The sequence below is a fragment of the Aquabacterium lacunae genome (assembly GCF_004310865.1).
In the GTDB taxonomy this organism is placed as follows: Bacteria; Pseudomonadota; Gammaproteobacteria; order Burkholderiales; family Burkholderiaceae_C; genus Aquabacterium; species Aquabacterium lacunae.
Genome location: NZ_SIXI01000002.1, coordinates 240,642 through 261,475 on the forward strand (window position 1 = coordinate 240,642; position 20,834 = coordinate 261,475).

The window sequence follows — 20,834 nt, forward strand, 5'->3', positions numbered from 1 at the left end:
AAGGAAAAGGTTGTTCAGGCCGCCGCGGCCAGGAAGACCTGGTCGAGCTGCTTCACCCAGGCGGCCTTCTGGTCGTCAGAGGCGAAGCTCTTTTCGAAGCTGTTGCGCGCCAGGGTGTAAGCCTCTCTGGGGCCCAGCTTCAGCGCCTCGAAGGTTTCCAGGAAATTCTGGTTCAGATAGCCGCCAAAATAAGCCGGGTCATCGGAGTTGATGGTCACTTTCAGCCCGGCATCGAGCAGCTGCTTGAGGTTGTGCTCAGCCAGGGTCTGGAACACACACAACTTCACGTTCGACAGCGGGCACACGGTCAGGGCCATGCCCTCGGCCGCCAGGCGCTGCACCAGGGCCGGGTCTTCCAGGCAACGCACGCCATGGTCGATGCGCTCGACCTTCAGCACATCGAGTGCGTTGTGGATGTATTCGGGCGGGCCCTCTTCGCCGGCATGGGCCACCAGGCGCAGGCCCAGCGCCTTGCAACGGGCGAACACGCGGGCGAACTTCTCGGGCGGATGGCCTTTTTCGCTGGAATCAAGACCCACGCCGATGAACAGGTGGCGGAAGGGCAAGGATTGCTCCAGGGTGGCCAGGGCCGACTCTTCCGACAGGTGGCGCAGGAAGCACATGATCAGGCTGGCGTGCACCCCCAGCTCGGTGCGGGCACGTTCGCAGGCACGGGTCAGGCCCTGAATGACCACTTCAAAAGGCACGCCGCGGTCGGTGTGGGTTTGCGGGTCGAAGAAGATCTCGGTGCACAGCACGTGCTCGGCCTGACAGCGCTGCAGGTAGGCCCAGGCCATGTCGTGGAAGTCGTCTTCCTTGAGCAGCACCGAAGCGCCAGCGTAGTAGATGTCGAGGAAGGACTGCAGGTCGGTGAAGGCGTAGGCAGCGCGCAGGGCCTCCACGCTGGGGTAGCTCAGCTGCACGCCGTTGCGCTGCGCCAGCGCAAAGATCAGCTCGGGCTCGAGCGAGCCCTCGATGTGCATGTGCAGCTCGGCCTTGGGCATGGTCTGCAACAGCGAAGGCAGGCGGCTGGCGGGGATGGCGTCGAATGTGGCGGCAGTCAGGCTCATGGTGTTTTTGTGTGAATTCAGGCGCCGCAGCAAGCGGCACGGCTCACCGTAGCAGAAAAACAGAAACCGCCGCCAGCACAGGGCCGGACGGCGGTTGCGGGGGGCTGCACGGGGCCTGGCCCCGTGTGGCGCAAGCCCGATCAGTTGCCGGCCGGCACCTTGCCTTCCACGCCCTTGACGTAGAACTTGATGCCGCCCAGGAACTTGTCGTCGGCCACGGCGTCCTTGGCCAGCACTTCCTTGCCGTCCTGGTCAACGACGGGGCCCTTCCAGATCACGAAGCTGCCGTCCTTCAGGCCGCCCTTGATGGTGTCCACCTTGGCGCGGATGTCAGCAGGCACGATCTCGGGGACGCCGATCAGGTCGATGGCGCCTTCCTTGACGCCCCACCACACACCGCCGGTCTGCCAGGTGCCTTCCAGCGCGTCCTTGGTGGCCTTGATGTAGTACGGGCCCCAGTTGATGATGGCCGACCCCAGGTGGGCCTTGGGGCCGAACTTGGACATGTCCGAATCCCAGCCGAAGGCGTACTTGCCGGCCTTTTCGGCGGTCTGCAGCACGGCGCTGGAGTCGGTGTTCTGGAACAGCACGTCGGCGCCCTGGTTCAGCAGGCTTTGCGCGCCTTCGGTTTCCTTGGGAGGATCGAACCAGGCGTTGACCCAGACCACCTTGGTCTTGATCTTGGGGTTCACGCTCTGGGCGCCCAGGGTGAAGGAGTTGATGTTACGGATCACCTCGGGGATGGGGATCGAGCCGACCACACCCAGGGTGTTGGTCTTGGTCATGCTGCCCGCGATGACACCGGCCATGTAGGCGCCTTCATAGGTGCGCGAATCGTAGGTGCGCATGTTGGCCGCGGTCTTGTAGCCGGTGCCGTGCTCGAACTTCACGTTCGGGTGGTCGGCGGCCACCTTGAGCATGGGCTCCATGTACCCGAAGGTGGTGCCGAACACCAGGGTGTTGCCCTGGGCCACCAGGTCACGGATCACGCGCTCGGCCTCGGGGCCCTCGGGCACCTTCTCGACGAAGCTGGTCTTGACCTTGTCGCCGAATTCCTTTTCGACGGCCAGGCGGCCCTGGTCGTGGGCGAAGGTCCAGCCGGCATCACCCACCGGGCCCACGTAGGCGAAAGCGATTTTCAGCGGGCCGGCAGCCGCGGCCGAAGCCGCCGATGCGGGCTCCGAAGCGGCCGAGGCAGCCTCGGGTGCGGCCTCTTTCTTGCCACAGCCCACCAGTGCGGCGGAAGCGGCCAGGGCGCCCCAGGCGGTCATCTTCAGGATGGAACGCTTGGACAGGTTCAGTGTCATGTCAACTCCAGGTTGGGAACAGCGAAACGGAGAGGGAAACAGCGAAACAGACTGGGCAGCACAGCATCGGCCATCATGCCGACTCAGGCCCCCGGATGGAAGGGTTTGCCCAGGGATGCGGGCATGTTGATGCGAATCCACGTCGGATTGCGCGAGATCAGCACCAGCACCACGATGGTGGCCAGATACGGCAGCATGGTCAGCCACTGGCTGGGCACCTGCACGCCCTGCCCTTGCAGGTGAAATTGCAGCATGGTCACGCCACCGAACAGGTAAGCCCCCAGCAACACGCGTGCCGGGCGCCAGGTGGCGAAGGTGGTCAGGGCCAGCGCGATCCAGCCCTTGCCGGCCACCATGCCCTCCACCCACAGCGGCGTGTACACCAGCGACAGGTAGGCTCCGGCCAGACCGCACAGCGCGCCCCCGGTGACCACGGCCAGCAGGCGGATGCGGCGCACCGGGTAGCCCAGCGCATGGGCCGATTCGGGCGATTCACCCACGGCGCGCAGCACACGGCCGGCGCGGGTGCGCATCAGGAACCAGGTCAGGCCCAGGGCCAGCACGATGGTCAGGTAGACCATGGGGTGGTGCTTGAAGAAGGCCGGGCCCGCGAAGGGCAGATCGGCCAGCACCGGGATCTCGAAGTGCGGGCGCTCGGGCAGCTTGAGCTGGGTGTATTTGATGCCCACAAATGCGCTCAGGCCCGTGCCGAACAGCGTGAGCGCCAGGCCCGAGGCGTACTGGTTGGTGTTCAGCCAGATGACCAGCCCACCCAGCGCAGCCGCCAGGGTGGCCCCGGCCGCAGCGCCCGCCGCAAAGCCCCACCAGTCGCTGCCGGTGTGCACGCCCGCGGCAAAGCCGGCGATGGCGGCCACCAGCATCATGCCTTCGGCGCCCAGGTTGACCACGCCAGAGCGTTCGTTGATGAGCAGGCCCAGGGCGGCCAGGCCCACCACCGTGCCGGCGTTGAGGGTGGCCGCGATCAGCAGGGCCAGGGAATCAGCAGTCATGCCGGTCATGCGGTCTTCACCCAGCGGATGCGTTGATGAATGAAGGTGTCACAGGCCAGCAGCGCGAACAGCAGCAGGCCCTGGAACACCCCGGTCAGGGCCTTGGGCAGGCCCAGGCGAGACTGCGCCAGCTCGCCCCCGATGTAGAACATGCTCATGAGCACGGCCGAAAACACGATGCCCACCGGGTTCAGGCGCCCCACGAAGGCCACGATGATGGCCGCGAAGCCATAGCCCATGGGCACATAGGGCGTGAGCTGCCCCTGGGGCCCCGCCACATCCAGCGCGCCGGCCAGCCCGGCCATGGCCCCCGACAGCAGCAGGCCCGTCCACAGGGCCTTGCGCGACGAGAAGCCCGCGTAACGCGCGGCCTGGGGCGCCAGCCCCCCCACCTGCATCTGAAAACCCGCGAAGGTGCGGTACATGAACACCAGGAAAACCACCACCGCCACCGCGGCCACGCACAGGCCCACGTTCATGCGCAGCGTCGGCACGAACTTGGGCAGGCGGGCGTCAGGCAGGAAGGTGATGGTCTGTGGGAAGTTGTAGCCGTTGGGGTCTTTCCAGGGGCCGTAGACCAGGTAGCTCAGCACCATTTCGGCCACGTACACCAGCATCAGGCTGACCAGGATCTCGTTGGCGTTGAAGCGGTCGCGCAGCAGGGCCACCAGGGCCGCCCAGAGCATGCCGCCCAGCATGCCGGCCAGCACCACCCAGACCACGAAGTGCGCACCGGCGCCCGGCTCGGCCCGCATGGCCACGCCCCCGGCGAACACTGCGCCCAGGATGAACTGCCCCTCGGCCCCGATGTTCCAGAGGTTGGCCCGGAAGCACACGGCCAGCCCCAGGGCAATCAGCACCAGGGGCACGGCCTTCAGGCTGAGCTCGGACAGCGCGTAGGCGCTGCGCAGAGGCTCGACAAAGAACATCTGCAGGCCGGCCAGCGGGTCTTTGCCCAGGGCCACGAACAGGGCCACACCCACCAGCACCGTGATGGCCAGGGCCAGCAGCGGCGAGGCCACGCTCAGCAGGGTCGAAGGCGCCGGGCGGGGTTCAAGCTTGAACATGCGCGGCCTCCGTGTTCCACAGGCCGCTCATCCAGGCGCCGATCATTTCCACGGTGGCCTCGGCCACCGGCACGCTGGGCGACAGGCGCCCCTGGGCCATGACCATCAGGCGGTCACTGATTTCGAACAATTCGTCCAGCTCCTCGCTGACCACGAGCACGGCACAGCCGGCATCGCGCAGTTTCAACAACTCGCCCCGGATCTGGGCTGCAGCGCCCACATCCACCCCCCAGGTGGGCTGCGACACCAGCAGCACCTTGGGGCGGGCGTCGATTTCGCGGCCCATGATGAACTTCTGCAGGTTGCCGCCCGACAGGCTGCGGGCCAGGGCATTGGGCCCACCGGCCTTGACCTTGTAGCGCTCGATCAGCTCCTGCGCCATGCCCTTCATGCCGTGCACGCGCAACCAGCCCCCAGGGCCGATGGCGTCGTGGCGGGTGAGCAAGGTGTTCTGCGCCAGCGACATCGTGGGCACGGCGCCCCGGCCCAGGCGCTCTTCGGGCACGCTGTGCAGGCCCATCTGCCGGCGCCGCGCCGGGTTGGCCTGGGCGATGTCCTTGCCGAACAGGCGGATGCTGCCCTTGCGGGCGCGGGGGTCTTCGCCACTGAGCGCGGCCATCAGGGCCTGTTGCCCGTTGCCCGACACCCCGGCAATGCCGACGATCTCGCCGGCGCGCAGTTGCAGGTCGATGCCCTGCAGGCTGACGCCGAAGGGGTCGGTGCGCGGCAGGTCAAGCGCCTTGATGTCGAGGGCGACATCGCCCAGCACGGGCGCGCTGCGCTCCAGCTCAGGCGGCTCCGAGCCGATCATCAGGCGCGACAGGCTGGCATTGCTTTCCTGGCGCGGGTCGACCTCACCGGTCACCTTGCCGCCGCGCAGCACGGTGCACTTGTGGCACAGCGCCCGGATCTCGTCGAGCTTGTGGCTGATGTACAGGATGGCGCAGCCCTGGTCGGCCAGTTGCCGCAGGGTCACGAACAGCTTGTCGACCGCCTGGGGCGTGAGCACCGAGGTGGGCTCATCCAGGATCAGCACCTGCGGTCGGGTCAGCAAGGCCCGCACGATCTCGACCCGCTGGCGCTCGCCCACGGTCAGGGTGTGCACCACACGCTCGGGGTCGACCTCCAGGCCGTAGGTGCCCGACACCTCGCGGATGCGGCGGGTGACCTCGTCGAGCGACATGCCCTTGTCCAGGCCCAGCCACACGTTCTCGGCGGCCGTGAGGGTGTCGAACAGCGAAAAATGCTGGAAGACCATGCTGATGCCCAGCGCGCGCGCCTCTTGCGGCGAGCGCACCTGCACCTTCTGGCCGTTGAACCGGATCTCGCCGGCGTCGGGTTTGACCGCGCCGAAGATGATCTTCATGAGCGTGGATTTGCCGGCACCGTTTTCACCCAGCACGGCATGGATTTCGCCGGGCATGACGGTCAGGCTGACGTCGTCATTGGCGCGCACCGCCGGGTACTGCTTGGTGATGTGCTGGAGTTCGAGCCTTGGCGTCATGCTGCGTGCTTCTTCTGGTATCGGGTCTGCCCGGCGACCAGGGTCTCGACCAGGTTGCGGTCGTCTCCCAGGGTCAGCCAGGCAAAGATTCTCTCGTGCAAGGAAGATGCCAGATTGTCGCGGTGTCGGGCCACCTCATCGGCCGCGACATCCCAGATGCACAGGTCGGCCAGCAAACCGGGCTCGATGCGACCCATTTCTTCGGACAGCCCCAGCGATTGAGCCGCCCCGGCCGTGGCCGTGTGCAGCGCTTTCCACGCTGTGAGACGGTGGCCTTGCAGGGCCTGGATCTTGTAGGCGTCGCCCATGGTGCGCAGCATGGACAGGCTGGTGCCGCCGCCCACGTCGCTGGCCAGGCTCACGTTCACGCCCTGCTGCTGGGCCTGCGGCCAGTCGAACAGGCCACTGCCCAGGAACAGGTTGGACGAGGGGCTGTGGGCGATCTGGGCCCCGTGCGCACGCAGCACGGCGCGGTCCTCGTCGTTCAGCCAGATGCCGTGGGCCAGCACGGCGCGCGGGCCGATCAGGCCATCGCGGTCGTACACGTCGAGGTAGCTGCGGGCGCTGGGGAACAACTCGGCCACCCACCGCACTTCGTCGCGGTTTTCGGCCACGTGGGTCTGCATGTAGACACCGGCATGGCCCTGGGCCAGCTGGCCGGCCATGACCAGCTGCTCGGGCGTGCTGCAAGGGGCAAAACGCACGGTCACGGCGAAGGCCTGGCGGTCACGGCCATGCCAGCGCTGGATCAGGTCGACACAATCGCGCTCGGCCTGTTCCACGTCGTCGCGCAGGCCGTCGGGCGCGTGGCGGTTCATCAGCACCTTGCCCGTGACCAGGCGCATGCGCACGGCCGCGGCATGCTCGAACAGGGCCTCGGCGCTGCATTTGTGCACGGTGGGGAACACCACGGCCGAGGTGGTGCCTTGCGCCCACAGGGCATTGAGGAAGCGCTCGGCACCGGCCTGGCTCACGGCCGGGTCGGCGTATTTGCGCTCGGCCGGGAAGGTGTAGGTGTTCAACCAGTCGAGCAGCTCGGTGCCGAAGCTGGCGATCACGTCCAGCTGCGGGCAGTGCACATGGGTGTCGATGAAGCCCGGCAGCAGCAGGCGGCCCCGGTGGTCTTCTTCGGGCACCTGGGCCCAGGCGGCCAGCTCGGGGGCCGACAGGGCTGGCGGGTCATCGGGCAGGGGCTGCCAGCCAGCCGCCGCAGGTCGCACGGCCACGATGCGGTCACCCTCGATCAGCACCCGGTGGTCAGGCCGGTGGCGCACCCCAGGCGCCTCGGCCGGCGGCACAAAGCCGGGGTCGGCCACGAAGTCGAGCAGGTCGGCGCGCAGCACGCGGCGACGGGCGCCCGATGGCGTGGCTCCAGGCAGGTGGGGGCTGGCAGGCGGCAAAGACATGGTCAGGAGGCGCGAGGGCCGTTGGAGGCGTCACCGCGCCAGGGCGGGCGAACGTGTTGGAGGTTGCGCACCACCTCACGCACCTGCTCGCGCAACCAGCGACTGCCGGCCGAGTGGTGGGTCAGGTCATGCCACAGCTGATAGTAGTTCATGGCCGGGAAGCTGACCGGGCACTTGATGATCTTGACGCGCAGCTGCTGGGCGTAGCGCTCGCAGAAGCGGCGGCCGGTGGTCAGCACCAGCAGCGAGCCGGCCACCATGTAGGGCAGCTGGGCGAAGTGGGGGTTGCGCACCGCGATGTTGCGCTTGAGGCCCTGCATGGCCAGGTGTTCGTCGATGACGCCGATGCCGCCGGGGTGCAAGGCGGGCGGCGCCACGTGCTCGGCCTGCAGGTACTGCTCGAGCGACCAGGCCCGCTTGCCCTCCTTGGGCAGGCGCGCGGCCGGATGGTCTTCAGACACCAGGCACACCACTTCGTCGCTGATCAGGCGGCCCAGGTGCAGCTCGTCAGACGGCTCCAGCCAGTTGCCGATGACCAGATCGACCTCGCCACGGGCCAGGCTGCGGCGGTAATCGAGGTCGCCCGACAGGGGCACGAACTCGAGCCGCACGTTCGGCGCCTGCCGCTTGATCTGCAAGGTGAGTTCCGGCAGAAAGAAGGGGTCGAGGTAGTCGGTGGCCGCGATGCGGAAGGTGAGCTGCGTGGTGGCCGGGTCGAAATCACGCACCGTGTTCTTGCTGCCGAACATGGCCTGGGCCTGGTGCAGGATGATGGTGGCCGGCTCGAGCAGGTTCAGCGCCACATCGGTGGGCGCCATGCTCTGGCCACAGCGCACCAGCAAAGGATCTCCGGTCAGCTCGCGCAGGCGCTTGAGTTGCGCGCTGACGGCAGGCTGACTGGTCTGCAGGCGGATGGCCGCCCGGGAGACGCTGCATTCGGTGATCACAGTGTGCAAGACCCTGATGAGAGAGATGTCGATCTTGTCGAAAACAGCGTTCTTGTTCATATGTGTATGGTGATACCGCTTATCAAGCACATGCTATACCGCAAGCACCGGCACGCCTTACCCTCAGAAGGTGGAATGGCCCTTGCGTGCAGGGATGCAACCCAGCGCCCGGCCGCCGACACCAGCCCCTGAATGCCCATGCCTGACACCCCGATCACCCCCACCGAACGCCCCGTGCACTTCCTGCACCGCGGCCAGCTGCAACAGGTCGGTGGCCTGCCCCCAACCACCACCGTGCTGCAATGGCTGCGTGGCCATGCGCACTGCACCGGCAGCAAGGAAGGCTGCGCCGAAGGCGACTGCGGTGCCTGCACCGTGGTGGTGGCCACGCCCGATGCCCAGGCCCCGGGCGGTGTGCGGCTGGACAACGTGAACGCCTGCATCCAGTTCCTGCCCACGCTCGATGGCAAGGCCCTGTACACGGTGGAAGACGTGGCACCCACGCCCGACACGCTGCACCCGTGCCAGCAGGCCCTGGTGCAGTGCCATGGCTCGCAGTGCGGCTTCTGCACCCCGGGCTTCGTGATGTCGATGTGGCAGCTCTACCAGGCGCACGACCAGGCCCCGCCCCGTGAGGCCCTGGCCGACGCCCTGAGCGGCAACCTGTGCCGCTGCACCGGCTACCGCCCCATCCTGGACGCGGCCCAGCAGATGTTCGACGCCCCCCGCCAGGTGCTGGACACCGCCCCCGTGGCGCAGGCACTGGCCGCCCTGCCCGACAGCACCCTGGTGCTGGGCCGTGAGCCCGGACAGCGCTTCATCGCCCCCCGCAGCCTGGCCGAGTTCGCGCAATGGCGGGCCGCCCTGCCCGAGGCCCGCATCCTGGCGGGCGCCACCGACATCGGCCTGTGGGTGAACAAGCAGTTCCGCACCCTGGGCGACATCCTGTACGTGGGTCAGGTGCCCGAACTGCGGGCCATCACGCCCTGGGCTGACGGCAAGGGCCTGAGCATTGGCGCGGCCGCCAGCCTGGAGGCGGCCTGGAGCGCCTTGGCCGAGCGCCTGCCCGCGCTGAAAGAACTGTGGCTGCGCTTTGCCTCGCCCCCCGTGCGGCGCGCGGGCACTTTGGGCGGCAACGTGGCCAATGGCTCGCCCATTGGCGATGCGCCGCCGGTGCTGCTGGCCCTGGGGGCCGAGCTGGTGCTGCGCCACGGCGAACACACACGCCGCGTGCCCCTGAGCGGCTTTTACCTCGACTACATGAAGAACGACCTGCAGCCCGGCGAGTTCCTGCAGAGCATCGAAGTGCCCTGGCCCACGGCCGGCCAGATGGTGCGCGCCTACAAGGTCAGCAAACGCCGAGACAGCGACATCTCGGCCGTGTGCGCGGCCTTTGGCCTGACGGTGGAGCATGGCGTGATCACCGAAGCCCGCGTGGCCTACGGCGGCATGGCCGCCACCGCCCGCCGCGCAGCGCTGGTGGAACAGGCCCTGGTGGGCCACCCCTGGAACGAAGCCACCGTGCAACGCGCCCAGGCCGCCCTGGCGCAAGACTTCACCCCCCTGTCCGACCTGCGCGCCAGCCAGGGCTACCGCCAGCAGGTGGCCGCCAACCTGATCCGCCGCTGTTGGCTGGAAACCCGCCCACAAGCCCCGATGGCGGGCGACCAGGTCGAAGTGTGGCCCGCTGTGGTCTGAAGGAGAACGCCATGAACCAGACCGTTGACGCTGGCGTGAAAGCCCTGAGCCAGGCCACCGCCTCCACTGCGGCAGGCCAGTCCCGCCCGCACGAATCAGCCCACCTGCACGTGGCCGGTGCCGCGCCCTACATCGACGACCTGCCCGAGCTGCAAGGCACCCTGCATGCCGCCCTGGGCCTGTCGCCCGTGGCGCATGGCCGCCTGCTGCACATCGATGTGGCGGGCCTCAAGGCCCTGCCCGGCGTGGTCGACGTGATCACCGCCGCCGATATCCCGGGCACCAACGACTGCGGCCCGGTCATCCACGACGACCCCATCCTGGCCGACGGTGTGGTGCATTACCTGGGCCAGCCGGTGGTGGCCGTGCTGTCGCACGACCGCGAACTGGCGCGCCGTGCCGCCGCCCGCCTGAAAGACTTCGTGCAGATCGAGCCCCTGCCCCCGGTGCTCGACCCGCTTCAAGCCCATGCCCAGCAGCAGTACGTGGTACCGCCCATGCACATGGCCCGCGGCGACGTGCCCACGGCCCTGGCGCAGGCACCGCACACCGTGCAAGGCCGCATCGAGCTGGGCGGGCAGGAGCAGTTCTACCTGGAAGGCCAAATCTCTTATGCCGTGCCGAAGGAAAACCGCGGCATGCTGGTGCACTGCTCCACCCAGCACCCCAGCGAGATGCAGCACGCCGTGGCCCATGCCCTGGGCCTGCACGCGCACCATGTGCAGGTGGAATGCCGCCGCATGGGCGGAGGCTTTGGTGGCAAGGAGTCGCAATCGGCCGTGTTCGCCTGCGTGGCCGCCGTGGCCGCGCGCAAGCTGAACCGCCCCGTGAAGATGCGCCCCGACCGCGACGACGATTTCATGATCACGGGCCGGCGCCACTGCTTCGTGCACGACTACACCGTGGGCCACGACGCCGAGGGCCGCCTGCTGGCCGCCGATGTGGACATGGTCTCGCGCTGCGGGTATTCAGCCGACCTGTCGGCCCCGGTGATGGGCCGCGCGCTGTGCCACTTCGACAATGCCTATTGGCTGCCCAATGTGCAGATTGATGGGTTCTGCGCCCGCACCAACACCCAAAGCAACACCGCCTTCCGGGGCTTTGGCGGCCCCCAAGGCGCCTTCGCGGTGGAGTACATCCTCGACACCGTGGCGCGCCGCCTGGGCCGCGACGCGCTCGATGTGCGCATGGCCAACCTGTACGGTCAGCACGAGCGCAACGTGACGCCCTATGGCCAGGTGGTGGAAGACAACGTGCTGCAGGCCCTGATCGGCCAGCTGGTGCACAGCAGCGACTACCGCGCCCGCCGAGAGGCTGTGAACGCCTTCAACGCCACCAGCCCCGTGCTCAAAAAGGGCCTGGCCCTCACGCCGGTGAAGTTCGGCATCTCGTTCAACCTGGTGCACCTGAACCAGGCCGGCGCCCTGGTGCACGTGTACAACGACGGCAGCATCCTGGTGAACCATGGCGGCACCGAAATGGGGCAAGGCCTGAACACCAAAGTGGCGCAGATGGTGGCGCACACCCTGGGCGTGTCGCTGGAGCGGGTGCGCGTGAGCGCCACCGACACCAGCAAGGTGGCCAACACCTCGGCCACGGCCGCCTCCACGGGCTCAGACCTGAACGGCAAGGCCGCGGCCGATGCAGCCCAGCAGATCCGCCAGCGCCTGCTGGCCCACCTGGCGGCCAAGCACCAGGTGCCTGTGGACACGGTCGATCTGGCCCATGACGTGGCCACGGTGAACGGCCAGACCGTTTCCTTCGAAGACCTGGTCATGTCGGCCTATGTGGCGCGCGTGCAGCTGTGGTCGGACGGCTTTTACGCCACGCCCAAGCTGCACTGGGACCGCAACACCATGCAGGGCCGGCCCTTCTACTACTTTGCTTATGGCGCCTCGGTATCGGAGGTGCTGGTGGACACGCTCACGGGCGAGCACAAGGTGCTGCGCGCCGACGTGCTGCACGACGTGGGCCGCTCGATCAACCCGGCACTCGACATTGGCCAGGTGGAAGGCGCTTTCATCCAGGGCATGGGCTGGATGACCACCGAAGAACTGGTGTGGCACCCGACCAGCGGCAAACTGCTGACCCACGCTCCGTCCACCTACAAGATCCCGACCGCCAGCGACTGCCCGGCCGACTTCCGCGTGAACCTGTTCACCAATGAGAACGTAGAAGATTCGGTGTACCGCTCCAAGGCCGTGGGCGAACCGCCACTGCTGCTGCCGTTTTCGGTGTTCTTTGCCATCCGCGATGCCATCTCGGCCGTGGGCCAGCACCGTGTGGACCCGCCACTGCGCGCACCGGCCACCGCAGAAGCCATTCTGGAGGCGATCACGGCGGTGCAGGCCAGCGCATGAACAGCCACACCGCGGCCGCCCTGCGCGCCCAGGCCCAGGCCTGGGTGCAGGCCGGCGTGCCCGCCCTGGTGGTGCAGGTGCTGCAGATCCAGGGCAGCACGCCGCGCGAAGAGGGCACGCGCATGCTGGTCAGTGCCGACCAGCTGTGGGGCACCATCGGCGGTGGCCACCTCGAATGGGAAGCCATCGCGCTGGCCCGCCACACGCTGACCGAAGCAGGCACCGCATGGCCGCAAGCCCCTGCCGTCGAGAAGCGCTACCCGCTGGGCCCGACGCTGGGCCAGTGCTGCGGCGGCGTGGTGGTGCTGCGCTTTCAAGCGCTGAACCAGGAGGCGCTGTCGGCATGGCCAGCCGCCCCCGCACGCTTTCACCTGGAGCTGCATGGCGCCGGCCACGTGGGCCAGGCCATCGTGCACCTGCTGCGCGACCTGGACTGCACCGTGCGCTGGATCGACCAGCGGGCCGACGACACCGAAGCAGCCGAGGCCGCGCACGGCGACCCTTTGCTGAACGATCGCACTCGCCTGCCCTCGGCCGCCCTGCTGGCCACCCTGCCCCCGCACATCACTTGGCACCCGCAGGACGACCCGGCCAGCGCCGTGCGCGATGCGCCCGCAAACGCCTGCCACCTGGTGCTGACCCACCGGCATGACCTCGACCTGCGCATCATCGACGCCGTGCTGCGCCGTGGCGACTTCGCCTTCGCCGGGCTGATCGGCTCGCAGACCAAGCGCGCGCGCTTCCTGCACCGGCTGGAGGCTGCGGGCCTGCCACCCGACACCCTGGCCCGCATGACCTGCCCCATCGGCCTGCCGGGCCTGGTGGGAAAGGAGCCCGCGGTGATCGCCGTGTCGGTGGTGGCCCAACTGTTGCAAGCCTTTCCGCCGTGACCTCCAACACCGACACCCTCTTGCTGATCCGCCGCGCCGACTGCGTGGTGACCATGAACGACGCGGGCGATGAACTGCCCCAGGCCTCCGTGGTGATGCGGGGCCCCGAGATCGTGGCCGTGGGCCCCAGCGACACCGTCGATGCCCAGTGGCTGCCGCACGCCACCGAGGTGATCGACGCCCAAGGCCATGTGGTGATCCCCGGGCTGGTGAACACCCACCACCACATGTACCAGAGCCTGACGCGGGCCATTCCCGCGGCGCAAAACGCCGAGCTGTTCGGCTGGCTGCGCACGCTCTACCCCCTCTGGGCCGGGCTGACCCCGGAGATGGTGGCCGTGTCCACGCAGCTGGCCATGGCCGAGCTGCTGCACAGCGGCTGCACCACCAGCAGCGACCACCTGTACCTCTACCCCAATGGGGTGCGGCTGGACGACAGCATCCACGCGGCCCGCGCCATCGGCATGCGCTTTCACGCCAGCCGCGGCAGCATGAGCGTGGGCGAAAGCCGGGGCGGTTTGCCGCCTGACCACCTGGTCGAGCGCGAGGCCGACATCCTGGCCGACTCGCAACGCCTGATCGAAGCCTTCCACGACCCGGCCCGCTTCGCCATGGTGCGCATGGCCCTGGCCCCGTGTTCGCCGTTTTCGGTCAGCCCGGCACTGATGAAAGAGTCGGCCTCGCTGGCGCGCCAGTACCGCATGGGCGTGCGCCTGCACACTCACCTGGCCGAGAACGACCACGACATTGCCTACAGCCGCGAGAAGTTCGGCCAGACCCCCACCGAATACGCCGAAAGCCTGGGCTGGCTGGGTGATGACGTGTGGCACGCGCACTGTGTGAAGCTCGATGCCCACGGCATTGCCCGCTTTGCCGCCACCCGCACCGGCGTGGCGCATTGCCCGTGCAGCAACATGCGCCTGGCCTCGGGCATTGCGCCGGTGCGGCGCATGCTGAACGCCGGCGTGCCGGTGGGGCTGGGGGTGGACGGCTCGGCCAGCAACGATGCGGGGCACCTGCTGGCCGAGACCCGCCAGGCCATGCTGCTGGCGCGCGTGGGGCGCAGCCTGGAGCCACCGGGCACAGGCCCCGATGGCCGCCCCAGCTTCGGTTGTGACCAGGGCCCGCGCGACATGAGCGCCCGAGACGCCCTGCGCCTGGCCACCCGCGGTGGTGCCGAGGTGCTGGGCCGCGACGACATCGGCCAGATCACACCCGGCTTTGCGGGCGACCTGGCCCTGTTCGACCTGCGCACGCTGGGCATGGCAGGCGGCGCCGTGCACGACCCCGTGGCGGCCTTGATGTTCTGCCACAGCGCCCACACGGCCTACACCGTGGTCAATGGCCAGGTGGTGTGCGAGCAGGGCCAGCTGCGCACCCTCGACCAGCCGCGCCTGGTCGAGCGCCACAACCTGCTGGCGCGTCAGCTCATTTCAGGGGGCTGAGCCGGTCGGCGATGGCGCGGGCCAGTGAGGCCGCCTCTTCGGCATGGTGGCCGAGGGCATCGTCGTCACTCAGGCGCACCACCACCACGTTCTGCCGAGGCGAGACATAGATGGACTGCCCGCGGATGCCCAGGGCGGTGAAATCACCCCGGTCACCCTCCATGGGCCACCAGTGGTACCCAAAGCCGAACAGGTTCATGCGCTTGCCCGTGCGGGGCACATCGCGGGCCCGCCACACGGTGGGATCCGCAAAGCTGCCGGACAGCTGCACCCAACGCGCAGGCACCACCTGCCGGTTCTGCCAGCGCCCGCCCTGGGCCATCATCTGGCCGATGCGGGCGTAGCTGGCGGCGGTGGCGTGCAGGCAGCACAGGGTGTAGGCCTCGCCCTGACCGTCGGTCAGCAAGCGGGCCGCATCGGGCATGTTCAGCGGCTGCCACAGTCGGCTTTGCAGGTACTTTTGCACCGGCTCACCCGTGGCGCCTTCCAGCGCCAGCTGCAGCACCTGGGTGGTGATGCTGGCGTATTGGTAGCGTTTGCCCGGCTCGGCCACCCGCTGGCGATCGGGTGACAGCAACTGCTCGACCACGGTGGCACCGGCATGCCCGAAGGTGCCCCGGTTCAGGGCGGCCTTGACAAACAATTGCACACGCTCGCGGTCTTCGTCGTAGGCCACGCCGGTGGCCATGTGCAAGGCCTGGCGGAAGGTCACGCCGGCAAAGGCTGTGCGCTTGAGGCCGGGGGCGTACTGGTCCAGCGGGGTGTCGATCGAAGCGATCTTGCGCTCGTCGATCGCAATGCCCACCAGCAGGCCCAGCACCTGCTTCATCATGGAAAACGACTGGTGCAAGGTGGCCGGGCCATTCTGGCTGGCATGGTGCTCGTACACCACCTGCCCCTGGTGCAGTACCAGATAGGCCTGCACCTTGCCCTGGGCCAGGAACTCGTTGAGGGTGCCAGTGCCCGAGGGGTGGTGGTACAGCACATTGCCCAATTCGGCCCGTGGGCCTGCCACCAGGGGCACGGGTGCAGGCGATGCAGCCACCGTGGCCTGGGGCAGCACCCACTCGGGCTTGTAGGCCCAGGTGGGCAAGGTCAAGGCTCGCGCGGCGTCACCACCCAAGCCGAGCAGCAGCGCCAGCCCGAGGCCCAGGCAACGGCCCATCAAATGTGCATTTGATCCATTCATGGTGTGCAATGTTAGGGCAAGCGGCCCGCCAAACGGCAAGCAAGTGCATCCCATTGTCACCCAGCGTATCTGCATGCGGTGCGGCCGCCCATCGCTCGGCCGGGGGAAGGGGTGGCCCTCCCCCCAGTTTGAAGTCAGGCGGGCTGCGCCTGTTGGGCCCGGGCCACCGCGTTGCACAGGGCTTTCACCGACGCTGTCACGATGTTGGCATCGATGCCGGCCCCGAAGGCCGCCTGCCCGTTCACGGTCACTTCGACGATGGCACAGGCCTGGGCGCTGCCATCTTCACGGGGCGCGGCCAGGCTGCGTTCCTCGTAATGGCGCAATTCAACCGCCACCCCGGCCTGGGCCATGGCCTGCACCGCCGCGTGGAGGGGGCCATTGCCATGGCCGCGCCACACCTGGTGCGTGCCATGCACATTCACCTGCAGTTCGGCCGTCTGCCCGCCGTCCTGCTCGACCACGTGCAGGGCCTGGCAGCTCAAGGCCGGCAACGGTGCGGCGTAGGTGTCCTGCCAGATCTGCCAGATCTGGTCGGCGCTGAATTCACCGCCCTGGGCGTCCATCACCTGCTGCATCACCTGCGAAAACGCAATCTGCATGCGGCGGGGCATCACAACGCCATGGTCGGTCTCCAGCAGGTAGGCCATGCCGCCCTTGCCCGACTGGCTGTTGACACGGATGACCGAATCGTAGCTGCGGCCCAGATCGGCCGGGTCAATCGGCAGGTAGGGCATGTTCCAGAGGCCCTCGGGCTGGGCGCGGCGGGCGGCAAAGCCCTTCTTGATGGCGTCCTGATGCGAGCCTGAAAAGGCCGTGAACACGAGGTCGCCGGCATAGGGGTGGCGCGGGTGCACGGGCAACTGGTTGCAGTGCTCGACCGTGCGCACCACGGCGTTGATGTCCGAGAAATCAAGGCCGGGGTGCACGCCCTGGGTGTACATGTTCAGCGCCAGCGTCACGATGTCGACATTGCCGGTGCGCTCGCCATTGCCGAACAGGCAGCCTTCCACGCGGTCGGCGCCGGCCATCAGGCCCATCTCGGCCGCGGCCACCCCGGTACCCCGGTCGTTGTGCGGGTGCAGGCTGAGCACGACGCTGTCGCGGCGGGCCAGGTGGCGGTGCATCCACTCGATCTGATCGGCGTACACATTGGGTGTGGTCAGCTCGACCGTGGTGGGCAGGTTCAGGATCACCTTGCGCTCGGGCGTGGCGCCCCAGGCGGCGGTCACCGCATCGCACACCTCGAGCGCGAAATCGAGTTCGGTGCCCGTGAAGGTCTCGGGGCTGTACTGCAAGATGACCTCGGTCTCGGGCATCTGGGCGGCCAGGTCCCGGATCTGGCGCACCGCGGCCACGGCCAGGTCACGCACCTCGTCGCGGCTCATGTTGAAGACGATCTCGCGGAAGGGCTTTGACGTGGCGTTGTACACGTGCACGATGGCCCGCTTCGCCCCACGCACCGATTCCATGGTGCGGCTGATGAGGTGCTCGCGCGCCTGGGTGATCACTTCGATGGTGACGTCGTCCGGGATCTCGCCTTGCTCGATGAGCTGACGCACAAAGTCGAAATCGGTCTGCGAGGCCGATGGAAAGGCCACCTCGATTTCCTTGAAGCCGATCTGCACCAGCTGGCGGAACATGCGCAACTTGCGGTCGGCGTTCATGGGCTCGAACAGCGACTGGTTGCCGTCGCGCAGGTCGGTGCTCATCCAGATGGGTGGGCGGCTGATGACCTGGTCGGGCCAGGTGCGGTCTTTCAAGCCCACGGGCGGGAAAGCGGCGTACTTGGTGGCGGGGTTGGCGAGCATGGCGGGGTCCTGTGGGGTGGGCGGTGACTCTGCGTTGGCACCCGCTATGGCGTGTGCCGATGACCGATAGCTTATGCCCAAGCCCTTGGCAGGTGCTGCCATTTGATGGCATGCTTCACCAAATGTTTGGCATTTTCTGCCAACAATGCACCCACCATAGCAATGGACCACGAACTTGACCGATACGACCGACAGATCCTGTCGGCGCTGCAGGCCGATGGGCGCATCAGCAACCAGGAGCTGGCCGACCGCATCGGCCTGTCGCCCTCGCCCTGCCTGCGGCGGGTGCGCATGCTGGAAGACGCCGGCATCATCGCGGGCTACCGGGCCCTGGTGGACGCGCGCAAGCTGGGCCTGACGCTGATGGCCCTGATCGGCATTTCGATGGACAAGCACACGCCCGAACGCTTCGACAGCCTGGAGGCCGTGATCCGCGACATCCCGGAGGTGCTGGAATGCCTGCTGATCACGGGGCAGCAAGCCGATTACCAGCTCAAGGTGGTGGTGCGCGACATGGACGCCTACCAGCACCTGCTGCTCAACCAGATCACGCGCATCGAAGGCGTGACCGGCGTGCACACCAGCTTCGTGCTGCGCCGTGTGGTGGACCGGACGGCGCTGCCGGTTTGACCGCCGGCATGTTGGCGTGGCTCAGGGCTTGGCCTGGCGGGCCTGGAACCACTGGCCCAGCAAGGCACGCTCGGCATCGGTGATGCCAGTGGCGTTGTTCATGGGCATGGCCTTGAGCACCACCGCCTGCTGGTAGATGCCCTGGGCGTGCTGCTCGATCAGGGCGGGCTCGTGCAGCATGACGCCCTTGTTGGCCAGCTGGGCGTTGTGGCACATCACGCAGCGTTGGGTGATGATGCCCTGCACCTGGGGCAGCAGGCTGGCGGCCGTGGGCGCGCTGGCCGCCGCCGAGCCGGCAGAGGCGCCCGCAGCGGCAGGCTGTGGCGCGGGAGCCAGCCACACGGCCACACCCAGCAACAGCGCAGCCCCTGCGGCAGCCCAGCCCCACGGCGCGGGGCGCCCCGCCACTTCGGTCTTGTGGCGGGCCACAAAGAACTGCCGGATCAAGGCACCGGCCAGCATGATCAGCACCAGCACCAGCCAGTTGTGCGAGTGGCTGTAGGCCCAGCTGTAGTGGTTGCTGAGCATGGCGAACAGCACCGGCAGCGTGAAGTACGTGTTGTGCACGCTGCGCTGCTTGCCGCGCTGCCCGTGCACCGGGTCGATGGGCTCGCCGGCCTTCATGGCGGCCACCACCTTGCGCTGGCCAGGAATGATCCACATGGCCACGTTGGCGCTCATGGCCGTGGCCATCATGGCGCCCACCAGCAGGAAGGCGGCGCGCCCGGCAAACAGCTGACAGGCCAGCCACGACGCAAACACCACCACGGCGAACACGCAGGCCCCCACCACCTTGTCACCATGGGGCCCCTTGCCCAGAAAGCGGCAGATCAGGTCGTAGACCAGCCAGAAGCCCACCAGGAAACCCAAGGCAGCATGCACGGCCACCACCGGCTTCCACGCGTACACGCTCTGGTCGATCAGGAAGGTGCCCGCATTGAACAGGTACAGCACCGTGAACAGCGCAAAGCCCGTCAGCCAGGTGGAGTAGCTTTCCCAGTAGAACCAGTGCAGGTTCCTGGGCAACTGCGGCGGCGCGCCCAGGTACTTCTGCGGGTTGTAGAAGCCGCCCCCGTGCACCGCCCACAGCTCGCCGCCCACGCCCTTGTCGCGCAACTTCGGGTCTTCGGGCGGGGTCAGGCTGTTGTCCAGCCACACGAAGTAGAACGACGAGCCGATCCACGCAATGGCCACGATCACGTGCACCCAGCGCAGCAGCAGGTTGGCCCAATCCAGGGCATAGGCCATCAGGGGAGAGAACTCCATGGCACCCCCCTCAGCTGCCGCGGTAGGTGGAATACGACCACGGGCTCACCAGCAGGGGCACGTGGTAGTGGCCGGCGCCGTCGGCAATGCCGAAATCCAGTGGCACCTTGCCCAGGAAGGCCGGGCTGGGCAACTGCGCGCCCTGCGCCCGGAAGTAGCCCTCCACATCAAACACCAGTCGGTAGCAGCCCGGCTTGAAATCGTCACCCGCCAGCAAAGGCCCGTCGATGCGGCCATCGTGGTTGGTGCTCACGGTGCGCAGGCACAGCCAGCGGCCGTCGGCGCAGCCGTCGGGCGAGGTTTCGCGCACATACAGTTCGATGGCCATGCCCACGGCAGGACCACCCTTGACGGTGTCGAGCACGTGGGTGGACAGCCTGCCAGTGGCGGCGCCCAGAGAGGCGCTGGAAGGGGTGTGTTCGGGGGCCTGCATGGAATGTGCTTGCAAGGTTGTCAGCGGTTCACAAAACTGTATACACTTTAACCACGATGACCGCATCACGCAAGAAAACCTCACCCCCTTCAGTGGCTGAATCGGCCAACGACCCGGCCGCAGCGCAAGCTGTGGGCAACACCACCGAACACATCGTGGTGGCCGTGACCCGCGCCATCGTCGAGCACCGCCTGCTGCCTGGCGCCAAGCTGGTCGAACAGAAACTGGCAGACCGTTTTGGTGTCTCGCGCACCATCGTGAGGCAGGCGCTGTTCAGGCTGTCGCAACTCAAGCTGGTGCGGCTGGAGCAGGCCCGGGGCGCCTTCGTGGCCGAGCCCTCCATCGAAGAAGCGCGCGAGGTGTTCGCCGTGCGCCGCATGGTCGAAGGCCAGATGGTGCGCCAGCTGATCGCGCAGATCAAACCAGCCGACCTGAAGCTGCTCAAGGCCCACCTCAAGGCCGAGCGCGACGCCGTGGCTCGCATCGACGTGGCCACCCGCACCAAGCTGCTGTTCGATTTCCATGTGTGCATGGCGCAGGCCCTGGGCAACCAGGTGCTGGTCGACCTGATCCAGGAGCTGGTGTCGCGCTGCTCGCTGATCACGCTGATGTACCAGTCGGCCGATGACGCCGAGGCCTCGAACGCCGAACACGTGGACATCCTCAAGGCCATCGAAGCCCGCGACGCCGACCTGGCCGCCGACCTGATCGACCGCCACCTGCTGACGGTGGAACGCCAGCTGACCGAGCGCCGCCGCGTGCCCACGCTGCGCATCGAAGACGCCCTGCTTGATTGACACC

The 20,834-nt window shown here is 67.8% G+C and carries 17 protein-coding genes; 6 read left to right on the forward strand and 11 right to left on the reverse strand.

The window, feature by feature from the left end; translation table 11 throughout:
* Positions 1-14: 14 nt before the first annotated feature.
* The 7 genes from EYS42_RS04885 to EYS42_RS04915 form a co-directional block, all read right to left on the reverse strand.
* Positions 15-1,070 carry an adenosine deaminase gene (locus EYS42_RS04885; protein WP_130966741.1) on the reverse strand — a complete coding sequence of 352 codons (1,056 nt, stop codon included), beginning with the start codon at positions 1,068-1,070 and terminating at the stop codon, positions 15-17.
* A gap of 140 nt (positions 1,071-1,210) precedes the next feature.
* Positions 1,211-2,377: a BMP family ABC transporter substrate-binding protein gene (locus EYS42_RS04890; protein WP_130966742.1), complete on the reverse strand. Its 1,167-nt coding sequence runs from the start codon at positions 2,375-2,377 to the stop codon at positions 1,211-1,213.
* A gap of 83 nt (positions 2,378-2,460) precedes the next feature.
* Positions 2,461-3,387 carry an ABC transporter permease gene (locus EYS42_RS04895; protein WP_130966743.1) on the reverse strand — a complete coding sequence of 309 codons (927 nt, stop codon included), beginning with the start codon at positions 3,385-3,387 and terminating at the stop codon, positions 2,461-2,463.
* Between the two features lie 5 nt (positions 3,388-3,392).
* Entirely contained in the window at positions 3,393-4,454 is a 1,062-nt protein-coding gene (locus EYS42_RS04900) for an ABC transporter permease (RefSeq protein WP_130966744.1), read from the reverse strand.
* The gene (locus tag EYS42_RS04905; protein WP_130966745.1) at positions 4,441-5,958 is read right to left on the reverse strand and encodes an ABC transporter ATP-binding protein; all 1,518 of its coding nucleotides are present in this window, start codon (positions 5,956-5,958) and stop codon (positions 4,441-4,443) included. Before EYS42_RS04905 ends, EYS42_RS04900 begins: the two co-directional genes overlap by 14 nt.
* On the reverse strand, positions 5,955-7,364 hold the full coding sequence (guaD, locus tag EYS42_RS04910) for a guanine deaminase (RefSeq protein ID WP_130966746.1): 1,410 nt from the start codon (positions 7,362-7,364) through the stop codon (positions 5,955-5,957). Before guaD ends, EYS42_RS04905 begins: the two co-directional genes overlap by 4 nt.
* 2 nt (positions 7,365-7,366) lie before the next feature.
* A complete protein-coding gene (locus EYS42_RS04915) occupies positions 7,367-8,371 on the reverse strand; it encodes a LysR family transcriptional regulator (protein WP_130966747.1) in 1,005 nt (334 codons plus the stop codon).
* A 138-nt stretch (positions 8,372-8,509) separates the two neighbouring features.
* On the opposite strand from EYS42_RS04915, the gene xdhA reads away from it, so the two are divergent.
* The 4 genes from xdhA to EYS42_RS04935 are packed head-to-tail and all read left to right on the forward strand — an operon-like array spanning position 8,510 to position 14,704.
* Complete coding sequence (xdhA, locus tag EYS42_RS04920; RefSeq protein ID WP_130966748.1) at positions 8,510-10,009, forward strand: xanthine dehydrogenase small subunit; 1,500 nt, start codon at positions 8,510-8,512, stop codon at positions 10,007-10,009.
* An 11-nt stretch (positions 10,010-10,020) separates the two neighbouring features.
* Complete coding sequence (gene xdhB / locus EYS42_RS04925) at positions 10,021-12,369, forward strand: xanthine dehydrogenase molybdopterin binding subunit (protein ID WP_130966749.1); 2,349 nt, start codon at positions 10,021-10,023, stop codon at positions 12,367-12,369.
* A complete protein-coding gene (gene xdhC, locus EYS42_RS04930) occupies positions 12,366-13,259 on the forward strand; it encodes a xanthine dehydrogenase accessory protein XdhC (RefSeq protein ID WP_130966750.1) in 894 nt (297 codons plus the stop codon). Before xdhB ends, xdhC begins: the two co-directional genes overlap by 4 nt.
* A 53-nt stretch (positions 13,260-13,312) precedes the next feature.
* Positions 13,313-14,704, forward strand: a complete 1,392-nt coding sequence (locus EYS42_RS04935) for an 8-oxoguanine deaminase (RefSeq protein WP_245503549.1) — start codon at positions 13,313-13,315, stop codon at positions 14,702-14,704.
* On the opposite strand, the gene EYS42_RS04940 is transcribed toward EYS42_RS04935, so the two are convergent.
* Positions 14,688-15,893, reverse strand: a complete 1,206-nt coding sequence (locus tag EYS42_RS04940) for a serine hydrolase domain-containing protein (RefSeq protein ID WP_165456631.1) — start codon at positions 15,891-15,893, stop codon at positions 14,688-14,690. The two genes, EYS42_RS04935 and EYS42_RS04940, sit on opposite strands and share 17 nt — an antisense overlap.
* 134 nt (positions 15,894-16,027) lie before the next feature.
* Positions 16,028-17,704 carry a 2-isopropylmalate synthase gene (leuA, locus tag EYS42_RS04945; RefSeq protein WP_130966752.1) on the reverse strand — a complete coding sequence of 559 codons (1,677 nt, stop codon included), beginning with the start codon at positions 17,702-17,704 and terminating at the stop codon, positions 16,028-16,030.
* A gap of 162 nt (positions 17,705-17,866) precedes the next feature.
* Between leuA and EYS42_RS04950 the strand changes: the two genes are divergently transcribed.
* Positions 17,867-18,334 (forward strand): Lrp/AsnC family transcriptional regulator, encoded by a 468-nt coding sequence (locus tag EYS42_RS04950; protein WP_207301107.1) that lies wholly within the window; start codon positions 17,867-17,869, stop codon positions 18,332-18,334.
* Between the two features lie 21 nt (positions 18,335-18,355).
* On the opposite strand, the gene EYS42_RS04955 is transcribed toward EYS42_RS04950, so the two are convergent.
* Positions 18,356-19,600, reverse strand: a complete 1,245-nt coding sequence (locus tag EYS42_RS04955; protein ID WP_425358867.1) for a urate hydroxylase PuuD — start codon at positions 19,598-19,600, stop codon at positions 18,356-18,358.
* Positions 19,601-19,610: 10 nt separating this feature from the next.
* Positions 19,611-20,033, reverse strand: coding sequence for a hydroxyisourate hydrolase (gene uraH / locus EYS42_RS04960; RefSeq protein ID WP_130967330.1), 423 nt, complete (start codon positions 20,031-20,033; stop codon positions 19,611-19,613).
* Positions 20,034-20,089: 56 nt separating this feature from the next.
* On the opposite strand from uraH, the gene EYS42_RS04965 reads away from it, so the two are divergent.
* Positions 20,090-20,830, forward strand: a complete 741-nt coding sequence (locus EYS42_RS04965) for a GntR family transcriptional regulator (protein WP_130966754.1) — start codon at positions 20,090-20,092, stop codon at positions 20,828-20,830.
* The last annotated feature ends 4 nt before the right edge of the window (positions 20,831-20,834 follow it).